The sequence below is a fragment of the Flavobacterium ajazii genome (genome assembly GCF_010614725.1).
Taxonomy (GTDB): Bacteria; Bacteroidota; Bacteroidia; order Flavobacteriales; family Flavobacteriaceae; genus Flavobacterium; species Flavobacterium ajazii.
The window spans coordinates 15,494-37,113 of sequence record NZ_JAAEHL010000004.1 but is presented as its reverse complement, the minus strand read 5'-3'; the positions used below and the strand labels follow the sequence as shown (position 1 = coordinate 37,113).

The 21,620-nt window shown below is 33.4% G+C and carries 15 protein-coding genes; 1 reads left to right on the top strand and 14 read right to left on the bottom strand.

From position 1 onward, the window contains the following. Position 1: 1 nt before the first annotated feature. The 3 genes from GWR14_RS08080 to GWR14_RS08070 all read right to left on the bottom strand — a co-directional run bounded on the left by GWR14_RS08080 (position 2) and on the right by GWR14_RS08070 (position 4,810). The gene (locus tag GWR14_RS08080; RefSeq protein ID WP_163408527.1) at positions 2–2,218 is read right to left on the bottom strand and encodes a fasciclin domain-containing protein; all 2,217 of its coding nucleotides are present in this window, start codon (positions 2,216–2,218) and stop codon (positions 2–4) included. An 887-nt stretch (positions 2,219–3,105) separates the two neighbouring features. After that, a complete protein-coding gene (locus tag GWR14_RS08075; protein ID WP_163408526.1) occupies positions 3,106–4,038 on the bottom strand; it encodes a hypothetical protein in 933 nt (310 codons plus the stop codon). A gap of 43 nt (positions 4,039–4,081) precedes the next feature. Continuing rightward, positions 4,082–4,810 (bottom strand): Alp7A family actin-like protein, encoded by a 729-nt coding sequence (locus GWR14_RS08070; RefSeq protein WP_163408525.1) that lies wholly within the window; start codon positions 4,808–4,810, stop codon positions 4,082–4,084. A gap of 250 nt (positions 4,811–5,060) precedes the next feature. Here GWR14_RS08070 and GWR14_RS08065 point away from each other — a divergent pair, with 250 nt between their 5' ends. Continuing rightward, the gene (locus GWR14_RS08065) at positions 5,061–5,300 is read left to right on the top strand and encodes a hypothetical protein (protein WP_163408524.1); all 240 of its coding nucleotides are present in this window, start codon (positions 5,061–5,063) and stop codon (positions 5,298–5,300) included. A 212-nt stretch (positions 5,301–5,512) separates the two neighbouring features. Here the strand turns inward: GWR14_RS08065 and GWR14_RS08060 are convergent, their stop codons facing one another. From GWR14_RS08060 to GWR14_RS08010, 11 genes are all read right to left on the bottom strand, one after another. Beyond that, the gene (locus GWR14_RS08060) at positions 5,513–6,328 is read right to left on the bottom strand and encodes an ankyrin repeat domain-containing protein (protein WP_163408523.1); all 816 of its coding nucleotides are present in this window, start codon (positions 6,326–6,328) and stop codon (positions 5,513–5,515) included. A 3-nt stretch (positions 6,329–6,331) separates the two neighbouring features. Continuing rightward, complete coding sequence (locus GWR14_RS08055) at positions 6,332–7,066, bottom strand: hypothetical protein (RefSeq protein WP_163408522.1); 735 nt, start codon at positions 7,064–7,066, stop codon at positions 6,332–6,334. 142 nt (positions 7,067–7,208) lie between these two features. After that, positions 7,209–7,598 carry a hypothetical protein gene (locus tag GWR14_RS08050; RefSeq protein ID WP_163408521.1) on the bottom strand — a complete coding sequence of 130 codons (390 nt, stop codon included), beginning with the start codon at positions 7,596–7,598 and terminating at the stop codon, positions 7,209–7,211. Positions 7,599–7,648: 50 nt separating this feature from the next. Beyond that, positions 7,649–8,032: a hypothetical protein gene (locus GWR14_RS08045; protein WP_163408520.1), complete on the bottom strand. Its 384-nt coding sequence runs from the start codon at positions 8,030–8,032 to the stop codon at positions 7,649–7,651. Beyond that, positions 8,033–8,632: an REP-associated tyrosine transposase gene (locus GWR14_RS08040; RefSeq protein ID WP_163408519.1), complete on the bottom strand. Its 600-nt coding sequence runs from the start codon at positions 8,630–8,632 to the stop codon at positions 8,033–8,035. It abuts the gene before it with no gap. A 315-nt stretch (positions 8,633–8,947) separates the two neighbouring features. Then, entirely contained in the window at positions 8,948–9,472 is a 525-nt protein-coding gene (locus GWR14_RS08035) for a hypothetical protein (RefSeq protein WP_163408518.1), read from the bottom strand. Between the two features lie 2 nt (positions 9,473–9,474). Then, entirely contained in the window at positions 9,475–14,151 is a 4,677-nt protein-coding gene (locus GWR14_RS08030) for an RHS repeat domain-containing protein (RefSeq protein WP_163408517.1), read from the bottom strand. A 38-nt stretch (positions 14,152–14,189) separates the two neighbouring features. Next, positions 14,190–18,905 carry an RHS repeat domain-containing protein gene (locus tag GWR14_RS08025; RefSeq protein ID WP_163408516.1) on the bottom strand — a complete coding sequence of 1,572 codons (4,716 nt, stop codon included), beginning with the start codon at positions 18,903–18,905 and terminating at the stop codon, positions 14,190–14,192. A gap of 9 nt (positions 18,906–18,914) precedes the next feature. After that, positions 18,915–19,436 carry a hypothetical protein gene (locus tag GWR14_RS08020; protein WP_246236304.1) on the bottom strand — a complete coding sequence of 174 codons (522 nt, stop codon included), beginning with the start codon at positions 19,434–19,436 and terminating at the stop codon, positions 18,915–18,917. Positions 19,437–19,506: 70 nt separating this feature from the next. Further along, positions 19,507–20,040, bottom strand: coding sequence for an OmpH family outer membrane protein (locus GWR14_RS08015; RefSeq protein ID WP_163408514.1), 534 nt, complete (start codon positions 20,038–20,040; stop codon positions 19,507–19,509). A 61-nt stretch (positions 20,041–20,101) separates the two neighbouring features. After that, on the bottom strand, positions 20,102–21,232 hold the full coding sequence (locus tag GWR14_RS08010; RefSeq protein WP_163408513.1) for a hypothetical protein: 1,131 nt from the start codon (positions 21,230–21,232) through the stop codon (positions 20,102–20,104). Positions 21,233–21,620 lie beyond the last annotated feature (388 nt).

Below are 21,620 nucleotides of genomic sequence, written 5' to 3'. Positions count from 1 at the left end.
TTTATTCCGTATATAAAAGATAGTTGTCTACTAAATGGATTAAGGTTCTGTCGGCTAAGTTGTTACTTTTGTTTGCAATGAAATTGGCAGATCTGTTTGAGTTATCCGTAAAAGTTAATACTCCTGTATCACTCATAACCCCTACATAAGTTTTTTCATCGCTACTATCTTTTCTTAAAGTTTCGATTTGGCCTCCTTCAAGTCCATCGTCAGAAACCGTTTTGTTTACCAAAATATGGTATCGGATAAAATCAGCTACCATGTCTTGTTCTCCCAATAAGGATGGGACAAAATTAGGTACACCGGTAGTCACATTTCCTGGGAGTTTTCCATCTTTAACAGCTTTTACTATAGCAGCGTTGTTTGGAATAACAAACGTATAAGAAGTTCCAACATTTACTCCTGCAATTTTGTCGCCTGCAGCAGTATAAATACTAGAGTTTTTTAAATAACTGTAAAAATTGAAATATTCAGATCCAGCTACAGCAGCCAGATTTTTAAGATCTACTCCTGGTACTTCTTCGCTAAATTCAAGTAATTTATCAATATAGTAAGTACGTCCGTTTTGCTGATCTTCATATCCAAGGATATTAACCATGTTGTTCAAAACCTCATTTCCTGCAGCATACACTTTATTATTACTCCACTTGATATATTCGCCGGGAATATCCATGTCTCCGGAACGTATAGTTCCTGAACCGGATAAGTCATTGAGTTGCCCTTCAGGAGTAGGAACGATACAATTGTATAAAACACGTAATAAACGTAATCTTGCCGGAGTGCCGGATAAAGTTGCGCCATTTACAGGAGATATATAATTCCATTCTGATCTGGCAGTATTGTACTCATATCCAAGTCCGCGTAATACAGTATCCGAAGGAAGGAATAAAGTGTATTTTTGATTGATATTGCTGATAATTTCTCTGTATGAAGAACCGTCATTAAATAATCTTGTAGCCAAAGTAAACTTTGGATCCAGATAAGCAGATGTGTAAACACTGTAAAATAAATTAGAAGCCTGAACTTTGTTTGTCCCGAAAAAGAATCCGTTGCTTAATACTTTAGCGTCTTTTATATCAGTATTTATATTAAATCTTAAATCTTCGTCCAAGCCGTTGTTAAAAGCACCTAATTTAGATGGCCATACCGCACCCTGTACCATGTGTGCCTTAAGGAAATCCTGGAAAATATATTTAGGAAGTTTGTCTATAGATGGATAGTTTTTAAGTAATACTTCGTTCTTGAACTTCTCTAAAGATGCATTATCAGGAGCAAATAAAGTATAAGCATCACTTTGTCCGTCATTGTCAGCTTGTTTTAAATAGTTTTCATTATTAAGAGAATAAGGCAGCGTAGCATCATAAAACTTTACATAGACATCGTCACTTTTACCGGTAAAATTGCGATAAGTAGTAGTAGCAGCCTGGCTAAAAGAATAAGTAACAAGATTATCTTCAATCAACTTTCTGAATTCACTGTACTGGCTATTGCTTTCCAGATACTGATCCAGATTTACCAAAGGCAGAGATACCTTGGTAACTTCGTGGATGATACCATTTTCAGCAATAATATCACCTTCCTTAATACTCCCTTCTAATACATTAAAATCAGTGTAAGTAGAATTAGGAAAGAAAAAGTTATAGTCATTTGAAGTCAGTCCTTTTGCGGTAAAATATTCTTTTTCAAAATAAGATATGTATTTGTTGTTGTTGTCTCCCGAAATATAACCTCCATTTCTGTTAGAGCCCACAACAACTGTTGATTTTCCGTTTAAGGTTTTGTTTTGGAAACCGTCATAAAAAGCTGTTCTTCTTCTAAAAGCATTATCTGGTACCCATCCTGTTGCTGATTGGTAGTCAGAAAGCTGCTCAGTACGGAATGCATTATATATTAGTGCATATTTAACGATTTTCGAAGCAGTTTCTGCATCAACTTTATTGACGTCGGTAATACCCTGCTCCTGAAAAAATTTGGTAAAAGCCTCATCATTAGGAGCCATCATAGTCCAATAACCAGCTTTACCTAAAATATCTTTGTATCCTGCTTTTTCAATTAAAACCAGAAGATTTTTAAAATTACCACGGGCTTGAAGTTGCTGATAAATAGGTGGTTCTAAGGTGTCTGGTCGCTCATAGTAATCATCATAAGTATCCTTACTGCAGCTTGACAGAAGGACTAAAAATGAGAAGACAAGTAATTGGTGTATTTTTTTCTTCATTCTTGGTTAATTTATATAGTTGAAAGGCTAAATTGGTTTTTAACTTTTTTTTAGTAAATACGGATATGTCAAACCTAAAATCTTCTGCTACTAATTCTATCCTGCACTATCCTGCATTTTTTATGTATATGTTTTTTATGTGCATATAAAATATATATACCGTAATTTATATGTTAATATTTAAGGAATATTAAAATGCTGTATTTGTAAGGGATGGCAAGGGATAGTCGTCTTTTTTTTATTTTATTTTAAAAGAATTTTATCAAAAATAAAACTTAAAAAAAAAGCGTCTATAACGTTTTTTTTAAGGTATTACAATATTTTTTAGAAAGAAAATTCAGATATGAATATGGTTTGGATTATTTAAGAAAAGCAGGATTAGAGCAAAATCAAGAAAAAGATAAACCAGTAAAGTGCAAAATATTAGATTTTTATCTCTAAGAATGATAAAAAAAGTAGATTGGATAGTGAAAAATTCAGGAAGATAGTTTGTTTTTAGTCAGGAGTTTTTCTTAAAATTTTATGCCAGAATCCCTTCCTTTTTTTTGTTAATTTTTTTAACAAATACTTGATTGGGAAAGTGTTAAATATAATGGATAATGTTCTGTTTAAATTTATGGTTTGTTAAGCGTAAATAAAAGGGCTGCTAAAAAAAACAGAACTTTCCTGCGCGATTTATTTTATTATAGTCAGAAGAAAATCAGTGCAGATAAATATAAATAGGGACAACTAAAAGAGAATCTGATATATTAGTCTGAGAGGGATATTTTCGAATCGGGGTTTAAAGAAATTGAATTTAATATAGTTGATTGTAAATTGAAAAGCAGTTTTTTATTCTGTTAAGACGAAATGTTAAATTAGCAGGTCCAATTTAAGAATAGGTTAGTTTAATTTACAGTAAAACTAAAAACAGTACTTCTGGAACTCTCATTTCCTGCTTCATCAAATGATTTTAGAAACCAATAATAGGTTCCGGTCGTTAGTGTTTTATTGTACGGACTTGTGGCTTTATCCTTAAAATTCAAATTGGTTAGGGCACTTTCAGTATAGACATATAGACTGTCTTTTTCAGTACTTCCGGCTATTGGAGTCCTGCTCCATTGAAAATTAATACTTGTATTCGTAGTAGTACTGGCATTTGCAGGATTTGATGGAGTAGGGGTATTGGGGGCTTTAGTATCGACTAAAATAGATCGGGAAGTATACAGGGTTTGATCTGTTCCGTTGCTGGCTCTTACTTTCCATGTATATTTTCCTTCGTCAAAAGTATAATTAATAACAGTTGCTTCTGTATTTTGTTCTTTTATCAGCGTATTGCTCTCGTCTAAAATTTGAAGCTGATAATTTGTGGCACCAATAATGGCACTCCAGGATAGTTTTTGTAAAGCAGTTTTAGTCGTTAAATTGTTGCCGGGAGTTAATAAAATCACAGTGTTATTTTGAAAATCATCATTGTTTAAAATTTCAAAATTCCTTTTAAAATATAGGCTTTCATAACCACTATTAACAGCCTTTACTCTCCATTCATACTTTCCGATATTCAGTTGCTGTGTATAGGAGTTTTTTGTAATAATGGTGTCAAGAACAATCTGCAACGGGGCATCAAAATGCGGAGTGGCAATTTGTAAATGATATTGATCTGCACTTTCAACGGTTTCCCATGAAAGTGTCACCCCAGTAGTTGATAAAGCAGCATTGTCAGCCGGGGCTGTAAGAATTACTTCTTTTTTGGATATATCGTCAACAAGTAATATTTCTTCGCAGGAAGTAAAACACAGAAGGACTAAAAGCGAAAAATAGGTAAGTGAAATTTTATTCATGGTAGTTAAGTAGGCTTTTTATTATTCAAAAGAAATGAGAAGATTACATGTCAAACAAATCCTTGTTATTTTTCTTTTCGCTTATTTTACTGGTTGTTATTCCGGTGCATTTGTTGTCTTCGTTTACAATATCGGCAACACTCCAGGTACCTTTTCCGGATTTTACCCAGCAAAAAGAACTCGCCTGATACGCTACTATTTTTTCAGGGTTAATGTCTATGATGTCAGTTTTTTTTCCTGTTTTATACAAAGCGATTGTGTATTTTTTGTACTGATTGTTGGTTAAATAATAAGCATCAGATTGTCTGATTTTCGCAATCTCCTCTACAGATAAACTGACTGCCAGACTTGAAATTATTTTTAAGCTTTGCGTGTCTGTTAATAGTTTTAGAATATCGGCATTGTAGTCTGAGTTTATTTCATGTACAAGACCGGCAATGTCCAGAATTTTGATAGTAACCAATTCTGGTTTAATAGGCAGGCTATCTATAAACGCTACTTTGGTCTGATTTTGGTTATATTTCGCTTTCGATTTATAAATTTGGTTTAATTTTTTGTTATAAGGAACAACCCCAATTTCTACCCTGATATTATTTTCAAGTTTTGGTAAACCTTTTGGCTCAAAAGTATTCAGGTTATACGATAATTTTGATGTTCCGATGCTTCCTAACTCAACAACAGACGATGAAAACTTATAACTGTCATTTTTGATTTTAGTAGTCTGACAGGCAGCACAAATAATAAAAAGGAGTATGGTAATTTTTTTAAACATGTTTTTAATTGTATATTAAATTATCCTATTAAATTGTAAGGATATTTTTTTAACAAATCTATAAAATTAGAATGTAAGTTTGTCAGATTATATTTGATTTATTTATAAAACTTGTGATTATAATAATAGATTTTATTTTGTAATAAATTGAAATTTATATTTCTGAGCGATCGACGTTAGTATGTTCTGGGTTTTTATTTCATATAGAAAATCAACTCTTTTGCAAGTTGCTTTTTTGTTTGATTGTGTTATGTGTATTAGCCTGAAACATCGTACAGGCCTTTTCAGCTATTTCTGCTCGTGCCAGAGGTATTCAACTGATTATTTACTCAGCGGAATCATTCAGACAAAGCAAAATAATATTCAGGATATGGAACTTTTGCTGCAGTTCGGGAAAGTCAAAAAACTTCTTGATAATAAAAAATATCTGGACAAAGAGTTTTTGGATGCTTTTATCCTAAAAGCCAATTTACAACAGCAATTTTCTTAAAACAAAAAAGCAACTCGTAAATGAGTTGCTTTTGTAGTTTATTAAATGCGTTGCAAACGCTGCCTTCATCCTTTTAATTTAAGTAGGTACTCGATGCAATCGAGCACCAGAATCATTGACAAACGAGCGCCAGTTGGGGTAGGTACTCGATGCAATCGAGCACCAGGATCATTGACAAACGAGAGCTAGTGGGGTTAATTTAATGTTTCAACTTATCTTTGATTCTGATTTAAATAATTTAATAGATCTTTTTTTAGTTTAAAGTTTGAAGTATTATTATTATAATTTTGTTCATTTAAAAAATCTTCTAAAGTAACTTTTTCGTCTTCTCCAGAATCAGTTTCTCCCGCACGCCTTATAAATAAAGGCTTTGGGATTTTTGCTTTTTTGTCTATTATTAGATATTTTGCTATATCTAAATTATCTTGATATAGCGCTTGTAAAATAGCACTATTTCCATATTTATCGTCATAATTTATATCTGCGCCTTTATCTACTAAAATTTTAACAACGTTTAAACATCCTTGAGTGCATGCTATATTTAGTATAGGATTTTCTAAAGTATTAGATTCCTTATAGAGGGAATTAACATTCGCATCGTATTTAATCATAAGATTTAGAATATCGGTATCGCATTCGTTTCCTATTTTGTTTGTGTTTTGTAATGCGAAAAGGAATGCGTTTGTCTTATTTGTATTATCCTTTAGATTTGGATCTGATCCATTTTCTAATAGAATTTTAATCGCAGAACTTTTTTTATAGAGTGTTGCATACATTAAAACGGTGTAACCATTATGATTATCTTTGTAATCGATATTAAATTTGTGGCTTTTTAAAATTGTATAAACTTTTTTTAGGTTATCATTTTTGATAGCACTTGCTAATTCAAAAACAGGAGTTCCTTTGAAAAAAATAGCTTTAGCACTCGGTAATTCTCTATTTTCTGAATTTTTGTAATTAATTTCGTAATCTTTTTTGCAAGAATTCAAAAATATCATTGCAAAAATTAAAATTATTTTTTTTATCATTTTTTAAAAATCTTTTTTTACTCTAGTATTGTCAATTGAGGTTCTAAAGAACTGAGGAGTTAACGTGAAATCTCTTAAAAATTTTAATGAAGAAACCATAGGCCAAATAGTATGTTTTTCTAGAGTATTAGTTTTATAGGTGTTTGGTTGTTCGTTAATAAATAAATTTTTTCCTTTTTTATTTAGTAATAAAGTTAAGTGATTTTGAGATTCATTTAAAATTTCCCCAAAAAGTATATAATTAGTCAGTTTTGAATCTGGTTTATTTTGAAGCCCATATCTAAATAAAGTAGCATAACTTATCCATGCTGGATTAAAAGTTATTGATTCTCTATTTGACTGTAAGGCTGAAAAATTAGCCAAACCACCACCTAAGGAATGTCCTATAAATATTAGCTCTTGATTCTTATATATTTTATTAATTCTATTATTTATTTTGTAGGCCTGATCATATTGAGAGGCTAAACCAAATGATTGTGTTAAATCATTAAGACCGTCAATTAGATCTTGTGTTCCTGCATAGACATGAGCAAATTCCATTTTACCATTTTTTTTCTTTCTTTTGTATAAATTTGAAAGTAGTCCAGTGCTGCCTATACCTAGTGATTTTGTAAGGGTCCAGCCACCTGCTAGTTTTACTTTAGAATCTCCGTAAGTATGAGCTGCCATAAGAGCAGCTTCATATGCTGTTGGCCTACCACCATCTGGATCAATTAGGTTGGTAGGATTGTTTCCCATTCCTAAATAGGGAGAGTTTAAAAACAAAAGTACCCCAACTATGAGTTGTTTTGTTGTTTGATAATGTTTTGTGTTTTATTGCTGTGGATACGGAAAAATTTCTACACTATCTTTGTGCATATTAATCGGTTGGTTCATATGCTTAATATTTTAGATTTTCAGGTAATTGTTTTTCTAATTCTATTTTTAATTCATCAGATACTTTTATACTACTAAAGTCAAAATTAATTTTTTCAAGATGTTCAAGAAAGTTAGTGTCAATTTTATAATTTGAGTGTTTTTTTAGGTAATAAGAGTAATAAGCTGGCCACACGAAACTTCCATCAGTAAGGTAACAGTTTGGAGCAATTAATTCATCATTATCTAGACTTCTAATAGTGTTCATCCAACCTAATATATATATGCCATTATTTAAATAGTTTATAATTTTATGGATGATTTCATCGTTATTTATTTTATTTCCAAAAATACTTTTGTATTCCGTTGCTTCTGTAATGTTATCATGTTCTTTTATAAAACCAATTAATTTCATAGTTATCGTTTTAAATATTTAATATATTTATGGAAAAACCTCCATACACCTCAATCTTTTATGACATAAGTATTTACATCTACTGCTCTTACCCAATTACTAGGTGCAATTACTGGTGATTTTAAATATCGACCTAGTTGATATGCAGCTCCATCCGCGTACATTCCTGTACTGCATGAAATGCACTCTATTGGTGTACCTTTCTTAAATCCTGCTTGAAGCATCATTTTAGCAACTTGTTTCGCAGAATAAGGGTCCTTATTAATTATAAAATTATCAACTTCACCATGTATTAAAAGCTTATGTACTCCGCGTTCCCTCTGCTCTCCGAAGTATTCCTTATGAAAAGCTGCGCAAATGTCTCCGACTTTGCGCAATTTTAAATTATCTAAATTAACGATTAGACCTTGAAAAGTCTCCGACTTATCACTCAATTAATAGCTATTGTATTTGATAAATGAAGCAGGTTTCAAAACATCAACAATTGGATTATCTGCTTTTACAATTTCTACTAAACCAAAATCATTTACATAGTTACCTGCACTGCTATAAATATAATCTGAACCATTAACTACAAGGCCAGCCCTCACAGGATTTAAATGTATGTAATCTAGTTTAGACCACATAAATTTATTGCTGTAAATTTCTTCCGCATGATTTCCATATTGCCAAAACTGATACATTTTATTTCGAGTATGGTTTTGGGCAGCAAGTTTAAATCTTTCCAACATCCATTCTCTTCGGCTTTCAGGATTTGTCTGAATTTTTTCAAGGATATTTTTAGCTACGAACTTTTTAAAATCTCGGATCAAATCTGATAATTTTCCGTCTTCAGACTGAACAATCAAATGTATGTGATTACTCATAATCACATATCCATACAATAGCATTCCTTTGTTTTTGATGCAATAATGAAAACTGTCAATTACAATATCCCGATAACTTTGACGAGTGAAAACATCTATCCAGTCGACAACAGTTGCAGTGATGAAATGTGGCAATGTCTGGTCTCGAATTATATATCCTTCTTTCATTTTTTCTTTCTGTACGAATTTGTAAGATTTAACTTGTTTTGAAATCTGTTTTTAAGTTATTTTAGAGTAAAAGTCAGAGACTTTTGATACGATTACAAGCTATAATAGCAAAAAAAAGCGCAAAGTCAGAGACATTTGCGCAGCTTTTCATAAGGAACACTTCGGAGAGCAGGAGTCTATAAACCATAAAATCCATACCTGGCAATTGACCAATGTATATTATTGTTAGCAGATATATAACCAGCTGCTATGTTGCCGATATCTCTAGCAGAAACGAAAATAGGATCGTAAAATGTTCCCAAATTCTTAGTGCCACTATAAGCAACAGGAGTAGTAATACATAAAATATATCCTTAAAAATTCAATCAATCCTAATATTACTCCAATTGCAATAGAATATTTATATTTTGCTTCTAATTTGCTCTTCCAGTCAAAATTATTAAAATAACATATTATAATTGTAGAAAATAACATTCCTAAAAAAATAAATATATTTGAAAAAAAATCTAAAGATATGCTTAGGTCAAATTGAAAAATAGAGAAAATCAACGAATATGCTATTATGTATACTAAAAGTGATACGCAATAATTTATTGTTAATGTAAGAGTTAGTTTTAATTCTTTTAAAAAAAAGAATCCTAATAAAATAAAGTAAATTCCAATAAATAAATGAATATTAGGATTTATGTTATTAGGTAAAAAAACGTTTAATGATGATTTAGAATAATTATATAATTCTTGGTAAAGATATATTGTAGAACCAATAATTTTATAACTGAAATATAATAAAGATATTGCAAGTAAAACTTTTAAACCTTTGAATATGTTTTTCTTTTCCATAATTAATAATCGTAGTTGTTTTTAGATCTGGTATAAAAATTATTGGGTATAATTACTCGCCATTGCATTCCAGGAAAATTATCTAATCTTTGAGGTGTTGACAATCTTATTTGTTTAAACATTTCTTGCAAGTAGTAACTAGGTAAATCAAGCTTTCCCTTAATTTTATTAAATCCTCCGTTGCCTTCTAAATAGTATCCATTCCTTAAATTTGTATTATCTTCATTATTGTTAAAAATCTTACCGTTCCTATATAAATAATTTTGGAATTTTACAGCGTCAAGTTCACGTTGCACTTGATTATCTTTACCTTGATTTCTTTTCATGAGAAGATCATAAAGATGATACATTTCATGTCCAACTTTTACCCAAGTTGGATGATTCCAATTATTTGAATGAGCATTTCTAATTTCTTTTGCCAAACCGTTCATCTCAATATTACTTAATTCATTTGAGAAAGAAAGAACATTTCTTTTGTAAGCGTCATCATATCCTCCGAAAAAGCGTGATCCACTACCTTCTTTTGAACTCCCCTTTCCTTCCCAAATAACATTTACAATAAAATTTTTATTATTTTGTATTTTATCATAAACGTATTTTCCATATTCAGTGCTTTGTATTTTATAAATGTATTGATTCCAAAGTTTTCTTTGTCCTTGTGTTAATTTTCCAAGAATGAAAATTCCCCCATCTTCATCAATACCATTAACAGGATTATTCCCCATTCCAAGATAAGGAGAGCTATATTGCCCCATAGGATCCGGTGTTAACCATCTGCCAATCCTACCATCCCAAAGGCGTAATTGAAACGCCTCCATATTGGTTTCAGTATCAAGTTCCTGCCCTTGAAAAGCGTAACGATAATTCAATGAATTTCGACCCGGCAATCTTTCTCCAAAAGGATAATAATCTGCAAACGATTTTACGTCAGGAGTTCCATTTACCTTCTGGATTACCGCCCTTACATTCCCTAAATGATCTGTAATTTCATAGTTGCTTATCGCATCAGCCCTGTTATAGACACCTAGTCTGCTCAATCCAAAGATAGGTAAATCTTTTTGAACTATGTTGCTTCCGTTTGGCTGATTGTAGACAGCCATTGTATTTCCGGATAGATCAAGTATATAATATTCCGTATTGTCTAAAGTATAAGCAGAAGAAGTTTTAAATCTTTCTTTTTTGATACGCTGTCCTCTTTCATTGTAGGAGAATCTTACCAGGAGATGTCCATTTTGACTTACCTCTTTTACCAGTCCTTGAGTATTATAGATGTAATCGATGTTTTCCTGGTTGTTGCGGATCATTTGTCCAATGTCATCGTACTGATAATTTCCTGCAGCCTGGTTTGCTATGTCGTCAGGACCTGTAGAACCTGCAATCGTATCAGCTACATTGTTGAGCTGGTTTTTCCCTGTATTATAAGTATAGATCAGGTTATCCTGTAAATTTCCCTGATGATTGATTCGCTGTAAAGTTTTGATATTTCCATTTGGGTCATAGGTGAATGCACCTTCATTTAAAATCCCTGTAGGGTCAATTTCAGCAGTGGCTGAATCTACATCACCAAAAGTAGCCTCAGTTAACCAGTTGTTACGATTGTAATTGTATAAATAGCCTTTTGAGAATGCTGTATTTCCAGCATAGTCTCCGAAAACTTTTTTATTGGTCCATCGTGCAGCTTTGATGTTTCCGTTATAGTCAGTTCCAATGCTGGGAGAGGAGGTAATGTTTCTACCGGTACGCAGGTAATCACCATTGTAATAGTCAAGTGTCAGGCCAAAGACATCATTAGAATCTCCGCCAGGATCTTTAGCTGCTTCCAGACTTGGATGGTTGATGCTTTTAAGCTGTCCTTCCAGGGTATAAACATAATCGATTCCCTGAGTCCCTTGTGCAATATCTACTCTTTTAAGTTCTCCGGTCTGATAGTAGGAATAATCAGCATGCGTAATGAACGATACATTGTCTGTAGAGGTTTCTACTTTTGTCAATACGTTATTAAAATCATAAGAGTATTGGTGAACAAATAATTCGGGCGTTTTGTCCTTTTGAAATAATACCCTTTTAACATTCCCTACAGCATCATAATGGTAATGTATGGTTTTGGCGCCAATACCTTCGTTGTACTGTACGATCCATTCTGCTCTTCCGTAGATATCATAACTATACCAAGTGATAGCTGTAATTGTTGCAGCCGGTTTTGAGTAGGTTATGGCAACATTCCCAGAGAGATTGTTTTGTGTATAATCTGTAGATAATATTCCGGCAGAGGTCAAAACACTTGATAAAGTTAAGTTAGAAGGCAATTCTTCTACAAATCGGGCGTAATTTTCAGGATAATCATAAACAGTAAAAGTCTGTTCTGTATGGGAAACTGCGTCAAATTCTTCACTTCTTGAATTCCACGTTGTATGAACAACTCCAGATGTAACCGGCCTTGCTAAATCGTCATATTTGGTATATGAAACTTCTGTGTTTTGTGCCTGCAGGGCACTTTGTGAAAAACTTATCTGTCCATCATTGCGATATTCAAACGTGCTGGTTCCTTCATCAGGGCTTGTTGTTTCAATTAGTTGTCCCAGTGCATCGTATTTAAAGGTTGTAGCAAAATTATCCGAACTCATATGAGCTGGTGTTGCAACAATAGTAGCGTTGGCAATATACCCGTTAGGCTGTATCGATTTTGTAAGTTCCCCAGCCTTATTATAAATATTTACAGCATAATCATAATAATTTACATTGTATGAAATTCCTAGCACGTTGGCGTCGTAAGTTGGTACACCATTAGAAATATATACCTTTGGGTCTGTTGTTGGGGGGAATATAGCTTCTATTCTGTAGGCATGTCCTCCCGTAAGAGGCGTGGAGGCTATTTCTCCAGTTTTTAAATCGTAGATTTTATATATATCAGATGCAGAAGCATAAACGTATCTGCCAGTACTTGGATCCACATAAGATAACCCCAATAGGGTAGCTGAGCTAGTTCCTGTCGGAATATGGACATCTATAAATCCTTGGTTTCCAATCAATGAAACGACTGGATATGAAGCGGTTCCTCCCGATCGTGCAGTAGCTAAAACTTTTCCTTCTCCATCAGTAAAGGCAACATTCTCTACCCCGTTGGCATCCACGCTTACCGATTTGTAGAATTTGGTAATTACTTCCTCTCCTTTTGCAGTTACAGCCCCGTCATAATAATCGGACCCGTATACATAATACATTTCCTGTGCAGCAGGTACAGTGTAAGAATACCCAGTTTTCCATTCATTATTAATTTTATTTCCTCCCACTACGTTGATGACATTCTCTGGATTAAGGGTATCGTAATTCGTTTGGGCATAGGGCTGTGAGGCAGTAGCCTGAAAAGGTTCCAGTGTATTGTTGTCGGAATAATAACTGAAAAACGGAGAACTAGGAAATGTTTCATTACTATTTGCTGAGGAAGTTGTGGCAGTAGCTGTAAAAACTCCCCCAGAAGCTCCCTTTACACTAAATCCATCCTCCAAAACAATATCTTTTCCCATAAAAGTAACGTTCAGTCCCGGGCTTATAACTCCCGAAGCTGTAATATTGTTAGTTACCTGAATAGTCTGGCTGGTTGTAATGTTACCAACGTTTTTGTTAGCAGGTATATTGGGAATAGTAGGAGCAGTCGGAGCCTGAAAAGTTGAATTAAGAAAGGATACCTTGTTAAGGGTAAAAAGATTTGATGGTGCTATAAAAGAGGTTTTATCAGGCCTTCCAAACTTGTCATAACTGGTTTCAGTACCCCATACTTTTTTGGAGACCATATCTTTTGAAAGCGATACATCGGGTTTCCCTAAGTCGTCAAAATAAGTTCTGGAAACGCCTGTTAACCTTCCTTCGACACTGTAAGTAATCTCATGGGTCCAGTTAAATTCTTTGTCTGAGTTTGGTAAATTAAAATCATCACTGATAAAATTGGCATCGCCATCGCTAGTGTCGGTATTATTCAAAACATACTTAACATTATGGGTGCTGGGGTTTGTACATTGTTGTACATAGTAGTTAGGATTTCCTAATCCGTCCTGATCCGCGTCCAAATACCATGTTAAATAAGCATTGGGATTGATTTGGAACTGAACGCTTCCAGATGTTGCACTCCAGATATCATTAGAATCAATTTTAGCTTTTAGAAAATATTCTGTTCCGTTGTTTACCGTTATCGTTTTAGCAGAGTTTTCTGTGCTGGTTCCATTGGTTGTACTCTGCCAATAGTAGGTCACCCCTGTTGGAGGATCTTTTCGTTCCAGCTCTACGCTCTTACAGTTGCTCACTATTGTAATGGCATCAGTCATATCAGCACTGGCATAAACAGTTATATCATATTTTATGGTACTTGGTCCCTGGCTGCTATAGTAGTCAACCCAGATTTGATGTTTTCCGGGTTTTTTCCAGAAAATCTGTACCTGTGTGGTCTTATTGTTTGGCGTACTTCCGATAAATTCCCCAGCATCGTTAGGGTATATATACCATCCGAAGTCGGCAAAAGCAGTAGGAGGGTCCATATCGAGTGAGTATGATCCCGTGCCTCCCAAGGGTACGCCGGCGTCGTTGGTATCCATTGCTATGGATTGTGCATTGCCAGCAGAGCTGATAAGTAAAACCATGAGAAGTAACACACGAAACAGTATAGGCATATTTTTAGTATATATCATTTTTATTATTTTAAAAAATTATAAAAAACTGTATAAAGCTAGTTGGCTTGTTGAAAATATTTGTTGTTTATCTTATTTTCTTTAACCAGTTTGAATCCTCCAGACAACCCGTCAGGTGATGGTTTGCTAATTACCTCTTTATAAGTTTTAGTAAGTCTTCCTGCTGCATCGTATTCAAATTTTGTACCCAGTCCATTGTTACCAATAATAGCTGTTAATTCATCCCATTCATTGTATACATATCCAGTTATAGAAGAGGATACAGGACGGATCATCAGGTCATCAAAATAGAGGGTCGCTCCACTTGAAGTGATAAAAATAGAACAATCACCTAAAGGAACATCAACATAAGCGGTTTTTAAAACCCAGCTTCCTGCATCGTAGCTTTCGGTAAAGGGAAGAATGTCATTATTTACCTTTAACCGGGCCATATAGCTGTTCCATATCGAAAGCCAAACCGAGACTTTATATTTTCCTGCCCTGTGCTGGCCACTTTTCATCAAAACACCAAATTGGCTGCTGGAGTTAACAGCAATTGAGTTTTTACCAGTATGAGGATAATTTTCGCTTCGGTATGCAGTACTGGAATAGGATATTCCCGGTTCTAGCCATGATGTTGAGCCATTTAAAACTGAGTATTCACCTCCTGTGTAAAACATCTCATTGTAACCAGCATTACCACTAACCATTACCTTGGTATCATTGTCCCCCATTTTGGTAGATGCAAAATTATTATTGATATCCTTAATCTCCAACGGTATAGAGTAATGATTATAGCAGGTTACCTCTGAGATTTGTTTCCACTGTGAAGGCTGTATAACATTCATACCTACACTCGTCGGAAGGTTCCAGATAAAATTATCATCACCGCTTCCATTCACAGCATCATAGCCGGTAAAAATTCCATTGGCATCCTTGGTACCGTTCCAGACAAAGGTTTTGTGTTTTCTCCAAATTTTTTCATTTAGAGTTGTTGCAGGCACATTGGTTCCTGCTATATCCTCATAGGCCCATACATTGCTCCAGGTGGTAATGCCTACACCAGTTTCTTTCCATGTTCCATTATCCTTGATATACGAATAGTTAACAGCTGTTTGCGACAACATATTCTTATTATTGATATTGTCAGCCTTAGAGCCCATTTCAGGGTATTTTGAATAAGCAGGAACAATTTTTGTTTTGTAAGATTTACCATCGCTTGTAGTGCTTGTACTTTCTGTAACATTTCCAGTTAAGAAATCAAATTTATTATAAGTGGTACTATTGGTATATCCGCCTTGGGTAATAGTAGTTTTTGTTAATTGGCTTGGGTACCAAATTTTGCTGATAGAGTTTACATTACCATAATTTACAAAATAAGATCCATACGCTACATAAGTCACATTAGGATTATATACGGCAGAGGCAGGATCTGGTTCCTTTATATAAGATTTAGATATAAATGATTCTTGTTTAGTACCTAATTCGTCTTGTATGTCTGCCGGTGTTGCATACTCATTTTTTAAAAAATAATGTAATTGGTTTTTTGAATTATAATTTTTTATCGATAATAGTCGGCCAAGATAACTTAATCTGTTTTTTATATTATATTTTGTGAAATTCAGAGACAGACCCAAGTTTTGAGTTTCATTTTGAATTTTTTCTACTACAAAATATTTCCCTAAATTATAAACTGAACTTGTTTCATCGGTATATTCTGGCAGAGTTTCAAAATTATATTCCGTTCTTGAAAACAACTCATTATTACCAGCTGTCTGTTCAACAGAAACGTTACTGTACATTACTATAGGAGGTGGCAACTCAGAGATATAGGGAAGTTTTAAATTGTCAGATGGCACATAAGATATTACCCCTGATGATTTATAATTTGCACTTGATACATCTTTATCAGTACCTGTTTTGTTATAATAATAGTTTGATCGTGAAACTAAGTTTTCATTCTCAAAAGTATTTATCTGTTTTACCCTTATTCCTCCTCCTTTTCCATAACTTGAAGCACTGGTTGCTATTATGCTATAATCATCTGCTTCATAATTGATGGTTATTTTAGACCCCATAGGAGTGATTATTTCACTAAGGCTCCAGGTATGAGGAGCATTTTTATTGTAGCCCCATGCATCCTGATCGTTTAAACTATATGGAAAGGAAGTGTTATTATACTTAAATTGAAATTTTGGAATATAAGATACGCCTTTATGACCTAAGAATTGAACACTATTTAAAGTTAATTTTCCTTTGTTAGATGCCTCGGAATGAAAAGATTCAGGAATTAAGGAATAATTATGTTGAAGGTTAATAATTTTTTCAGCTTTTGAATCAACATCTATTCCGTAAAGATCACTTATATCCAGAATGTTTTTGCTCTGATGTATAGCAATTTCCTTTAATGATAAATCGGTGTTAGTATAATAAACTCCTTTAAATTCATTCATATCCTCATGATTTGAATAATCTAGTTTTTGATTTACTGCTTTGGTCACTTCAAAAGAACGATTTCTATATAAATATCCCTTTGCAGTTAATGTTTGGGATCCTTTATTCTTTTCAAGAATTAGAGAGTTATTTTTAACTAACACTATTTTATCTAATTTAAGAGAATAATGCGTAGGGAAATGCAAATAAGTGTGTATTCTTTGGTATCCGTTCATATAAAATTTCCAATTACTATTATTAACAGGAAATGGGGGAATGTTTTTATATTTTAATTTATTATCAAGATCAAAACCAGTTAAAGCAGAAGAAACTGTTTTAGGGTTAGTCGTACTATTAAAAGTAGCAGTGCCATTAGTAGAGTAGGTATTGAATTTTGTTAAATAATCTGCAGTAGCATCCTGTCTTACGCTTTTTATAAAGTATGCAGTGTGAGTTCTTGTTCTGACTGCATCCAGGTAATAAATTTGTTTTCTTCCTTTATAGTATTCGTAATTGTCAGCTTCAGTTCCGCTTCCTTTAACAATGTTGTTTTTACCGGAGCTGCTGTTCCATATGTAGCCGTCAGACCATTTACCATAATCAAATTCTACCCAATAACCATAATCTTCCTTATCAACTTTACCGTTATCATTCTTATCTACATAATCTGGACCGGTTACTGCTGTTAATAGCCAATCTGTAGCATACGGTGTGTTAAGCTGTCTTTCTAAGAATTTAGAATCTTCATTATCCTTATTGCTGAAATTTTTATACCAAATTTCATAATTAATCACTGGTAATGAATAGTGATATGTTTTTCCGTCAACGTCGGTAATTTGATACCCGCCAATGGATTCAGGTTTATATACTTCCAATTGATTTCGATTCAAATTTAGGGCTTCGATAAAACCGTTTATTAATTTAGCATTGCCTGATCGAATTTGTTCATTGGTAAATGCTTCAATATGTTTTCCTGCTCTTTTTCTATGATTATTTTTTAAAGGAACATTGTCATTTGAGGTTATTTCGCTAAAATTATTGCTTTTATTTGTTTTGGCAGCAAGAACTGTTTGAATCCAATCGTTTTGTTGGGTGGTAGAAATAGTGGTTCTGTCTATCCTTAGAAAAGAAGAATTAGTATTTTCAAAATCAAAAAATATTTTGTTATTTAATTTAAGATCGGTGTCAAGAGTATTGTAAGTTGAGTGATAATTAATATTACTATCATAATATCCGCTTTCAATACCATTATCCGTCCTGTAAACATTAAAAAGATCAGACGTTATATTTTCATGGCGCAATTGTGCTTCCTCTGTAAAGGTTGGGCTAATATTTCCGGAAAGACCTTGCGCCTGTACTTTGTAATTATCATAATTAGGTAGTAATACGTTATCGCAAAGGTAATTTTTGGATGAATTTAATACGTTTTCGATATTAGTGACTCCTTCATCATAAATAGCAAGTTTATTTGTATCGTAATTTATAGCATTTTTATAGTCTGGATTTACATTAGAATATAATACACCATTATAACTGGATAGTTTTTCCTTAAAAAGGCTGTATTTTATTTTTGTATGACTATAACTTGCATAAAAACCCAAGTAGCCAATTGAATAATTCTTATTAGAAAATTGTATATCATATCCATTTTCCCCAAAACTTGTTGATGACTTGGATAATCCTGTTCCATTATTTCTTGAAGTTGGATTTGGCATAATTGATTCCAAGGCTGCTCCAGTCGAATTATTACTCATGGTATATTCTCCGGAAGCATATCCTGCTCCTATACCAATATTTGTACCTAAGCTTCCATCTTCTGCTGTAATAGAAACCGGGCCGTATCCAAGAGTAACACTGCCACCAAAGGTTTTGTTCGAACCCCAGTATGCACCTACACCAAAGTTAATTCCGTTAATATTTCCACCAATTCCAACATTATAATAATTTAGTTCTCCTCCTTGATCATACATTATTGAATAATCATCTCCCTGATCAATATCGTCTGCATAACCGTTTATATTTCTATTGATAGCCCCAGGATTGAGACTCCATCCAAGCCCTACCCATGAAGCTTCCTGATCCATTGCTATACCAGCATGATAGGATAATGCTAGCGGGTACCCGCCTTCTGGACTGGGTACATTGAGCAACGGTAAAACATAAGACATATCCCCTGTCACTAAATTAACCATATCAGCTGCATCAACAGGTTCAAATGAAGCTGCTTCGAATGAATTTGGTCCATTGTTATAGGCAAACAAATTATTTGGAATTAGCGTTGGAAAAAAGATCAATAGAAAAAAAGTGGCAATAATGCGATGGCGCTTTTGGTATTTTTTCATGGTGTTGGGTTAAAAACGTAATTGAGGTTCGTTATTTAAGGCTTTGGTATCTAGTTTAAATTTGATGTCTCCGGTATCCAGTCCGAGTTCTTCAACAACAAAATTGAGGTATTCCTCTTTCAGGTATTTTGGATCTCTTGGATAAACAATCATAATCGAGGTAGAGTTGCTCATGCCGTACATTCTGGGATAAATAAAGTCGGCCAGTTCAAGGGTGTCTTTGGCAGGGGTATAGACGTGCAGTTTTTCTTCCATGCCAAAGGCCAGTTCATTGACCATTTGTCCGAATTTGGCTTTGTCTCCTGCAACACCGTTTAATAATTCCTGATCATTTTTAGACATGGAAAGATTGAAGTATAGATATTGCCCATACTGCTTTCTGAGTTTCTCTATCTGGGAAGGATTAATTTTATCTCCTAATTCCTGATTAACTAACAAATCAGTTGGTTTGTATTGTAAAACATAATCTACTCCAGCTACTGTTTTTTTGTAGAGGTATCCGTTATCTTCTTCTTTTATATATGAATTCATTTCCTCAGCTGTCTCAAAAGTCTGAGTACAGGAGGAAATCAATAACAGTAATAAATAAAAGGGTAAGAGTTTATTTTTTATCATACTCAGCATTCAGTCCTTTTAATACTTCTTCTGTCAGGTCGGTTGATTCGTCAGCATACATAATGTTACCGCCGCCGCTTGCGCCAAATATAATTTTGTAATTATGGTCTTTTCCGTATTCTTTAATGTAATCATTGATATCGTTGATTACGGTTTGGGTTACTTTTTTGTCTTCTTCCTGGATTTTTTTCTGGATGGCTTCCTGATAGCCATTGATCTGCTGTTGTTTGTTGCCCAGTAATTCTTGTTTCAGTTTCAATTCTTTTGGGGATAATGAAGTTCTTTCCTTTTCGTAGTTTTTTAATTCGTTTTGCCAGTTTGCAACCAGTGAATCTACATTTGCTTTCATTAAATTGGCTTTTTTGTCAAACTCGGCTTTGGCAATTTTAGTTTTGCTGTAACCTGTAATTAATTTGTTTACATCCACATAAACCAATTCAGAACTTGATTTTGCAAAATAGATGGCGATAACACTTAACAAGACTGCAAAACCTGCAGCGTACAAAGGAGCTTTTTTCATTTTAAGGTATTGGGTAATTTTAAACTATATTTTGGTATGTGAATTTGGAATTTGCAGAAAACTATTTTGAAGACATTGTCGATTCCAGTTTTTTTAAACGGGCTTCCTGATCATCGAAACGGGCTTCCTGTTGAATGATGTATAAGGTAAGTTCCTCGATTTTCTGAAGCAGCTTGGCATTCATTTCACCTAACAGGATTCCGTTTTCTTCTACTTCACAGGCTGAAGGGATGTTCTGTAAGTGTCCATTAGTATTGATATAATGTGCAACTTCCGTAAGGGAAGGCAGTTTGTATTCTTTGTCGAACACAAAGTCAGGCCATCCTGAAGATCCATATTCCTTAACTTTAATTTCTTCAGTAATGAATTTACCTTTGACAGCCATTGTATAACCTGCGGGAATTACATTGGTATTAATTCCTAACTGGTCAGTATCAAATTTTCCATAAATAAGAGGTATTGCAGTTTGTCCTCCATCTATATATAAACGATTGCTTCCAGTTTCGTTTTCACCGGCATTATTTCCTATAAAAATATTATTTGAACCAGTCATGTTAGTGAAACCGGCTTTATATCCCAGACAAACGTTAAAACTACCGTATGTATTTGCATATCCTGTTTGGGTACCAATAAATGTATTTCCATTTCCGTCAATGTTAGCGACCCCTGATTCCTTACCGGAAAAAACATTATTATTACCGTTCTTATTTGTAAATCCTGCTTCATGACCTGAAAAAACATTATTGCTTCCTCCAAGATTGTTTCTGCCTGATTCGTTACCTAAAAAAAGATTTAAAGACCCGGTGTAATTTCTTGTTCCAGAAACATATCCAATAAAAACATTATTAGATGCATTATTTGATTTTCCTGCTTGGGCACCTATAAAAACATTCTGTCTTCCTGTTTGATTTGCATTTCCGGTATCTTGTCCTAAAAACACATTATAATCTCCTGATGTGTTTTGTAATGCAGATCGATATCCCATAAAAACATTGTAATTCCCCATGTTAACGGCTCCCGCTTGTTTTCCAATAGCTACATTATGTGTTCCGGAATAACCGCTCTTAGCTCCTAAAGAAGTATTATTAATTCCTCCGCCAAGACCTGCATTATCGCCAAGAACTGTATTTTGGGCAATTACCAAAGAATTAATAAGAAAAAGACTTGTAAGGGTTAGTAATTTTAATTTCATTTTCAATTTTTCTAAAATTAGGTTTATAGTTTTTTAGTAGTTAATGTGCTGTTATTCAATGTTTAGTGGTTTTTTCTGTTATTGAAAAAATTATTTGTTTAACTTCTGTTTAAGACTGGTAAAACTAATTTAATTAATGAAAAGAACTACAAAAAATGAATGAAATTTGTAATAAAAATAGGTGTAATTGTTATTTTGTCTTTAAGTGTTTGTTTGTGAATGGTTTATGTTTTTTAGAGTTTGTTCTTTATTTTTAAATAGTAAAGTACATTTAGTTTTGATTTAAGAACAGGTTTAGTTGAAATTTAAACAATATGTAAATTTGTGAAAAGTGTTAAAAAAACAAAGTTGTTTTAACAAGTTGTATAATACTTTTTTTATTATAAAA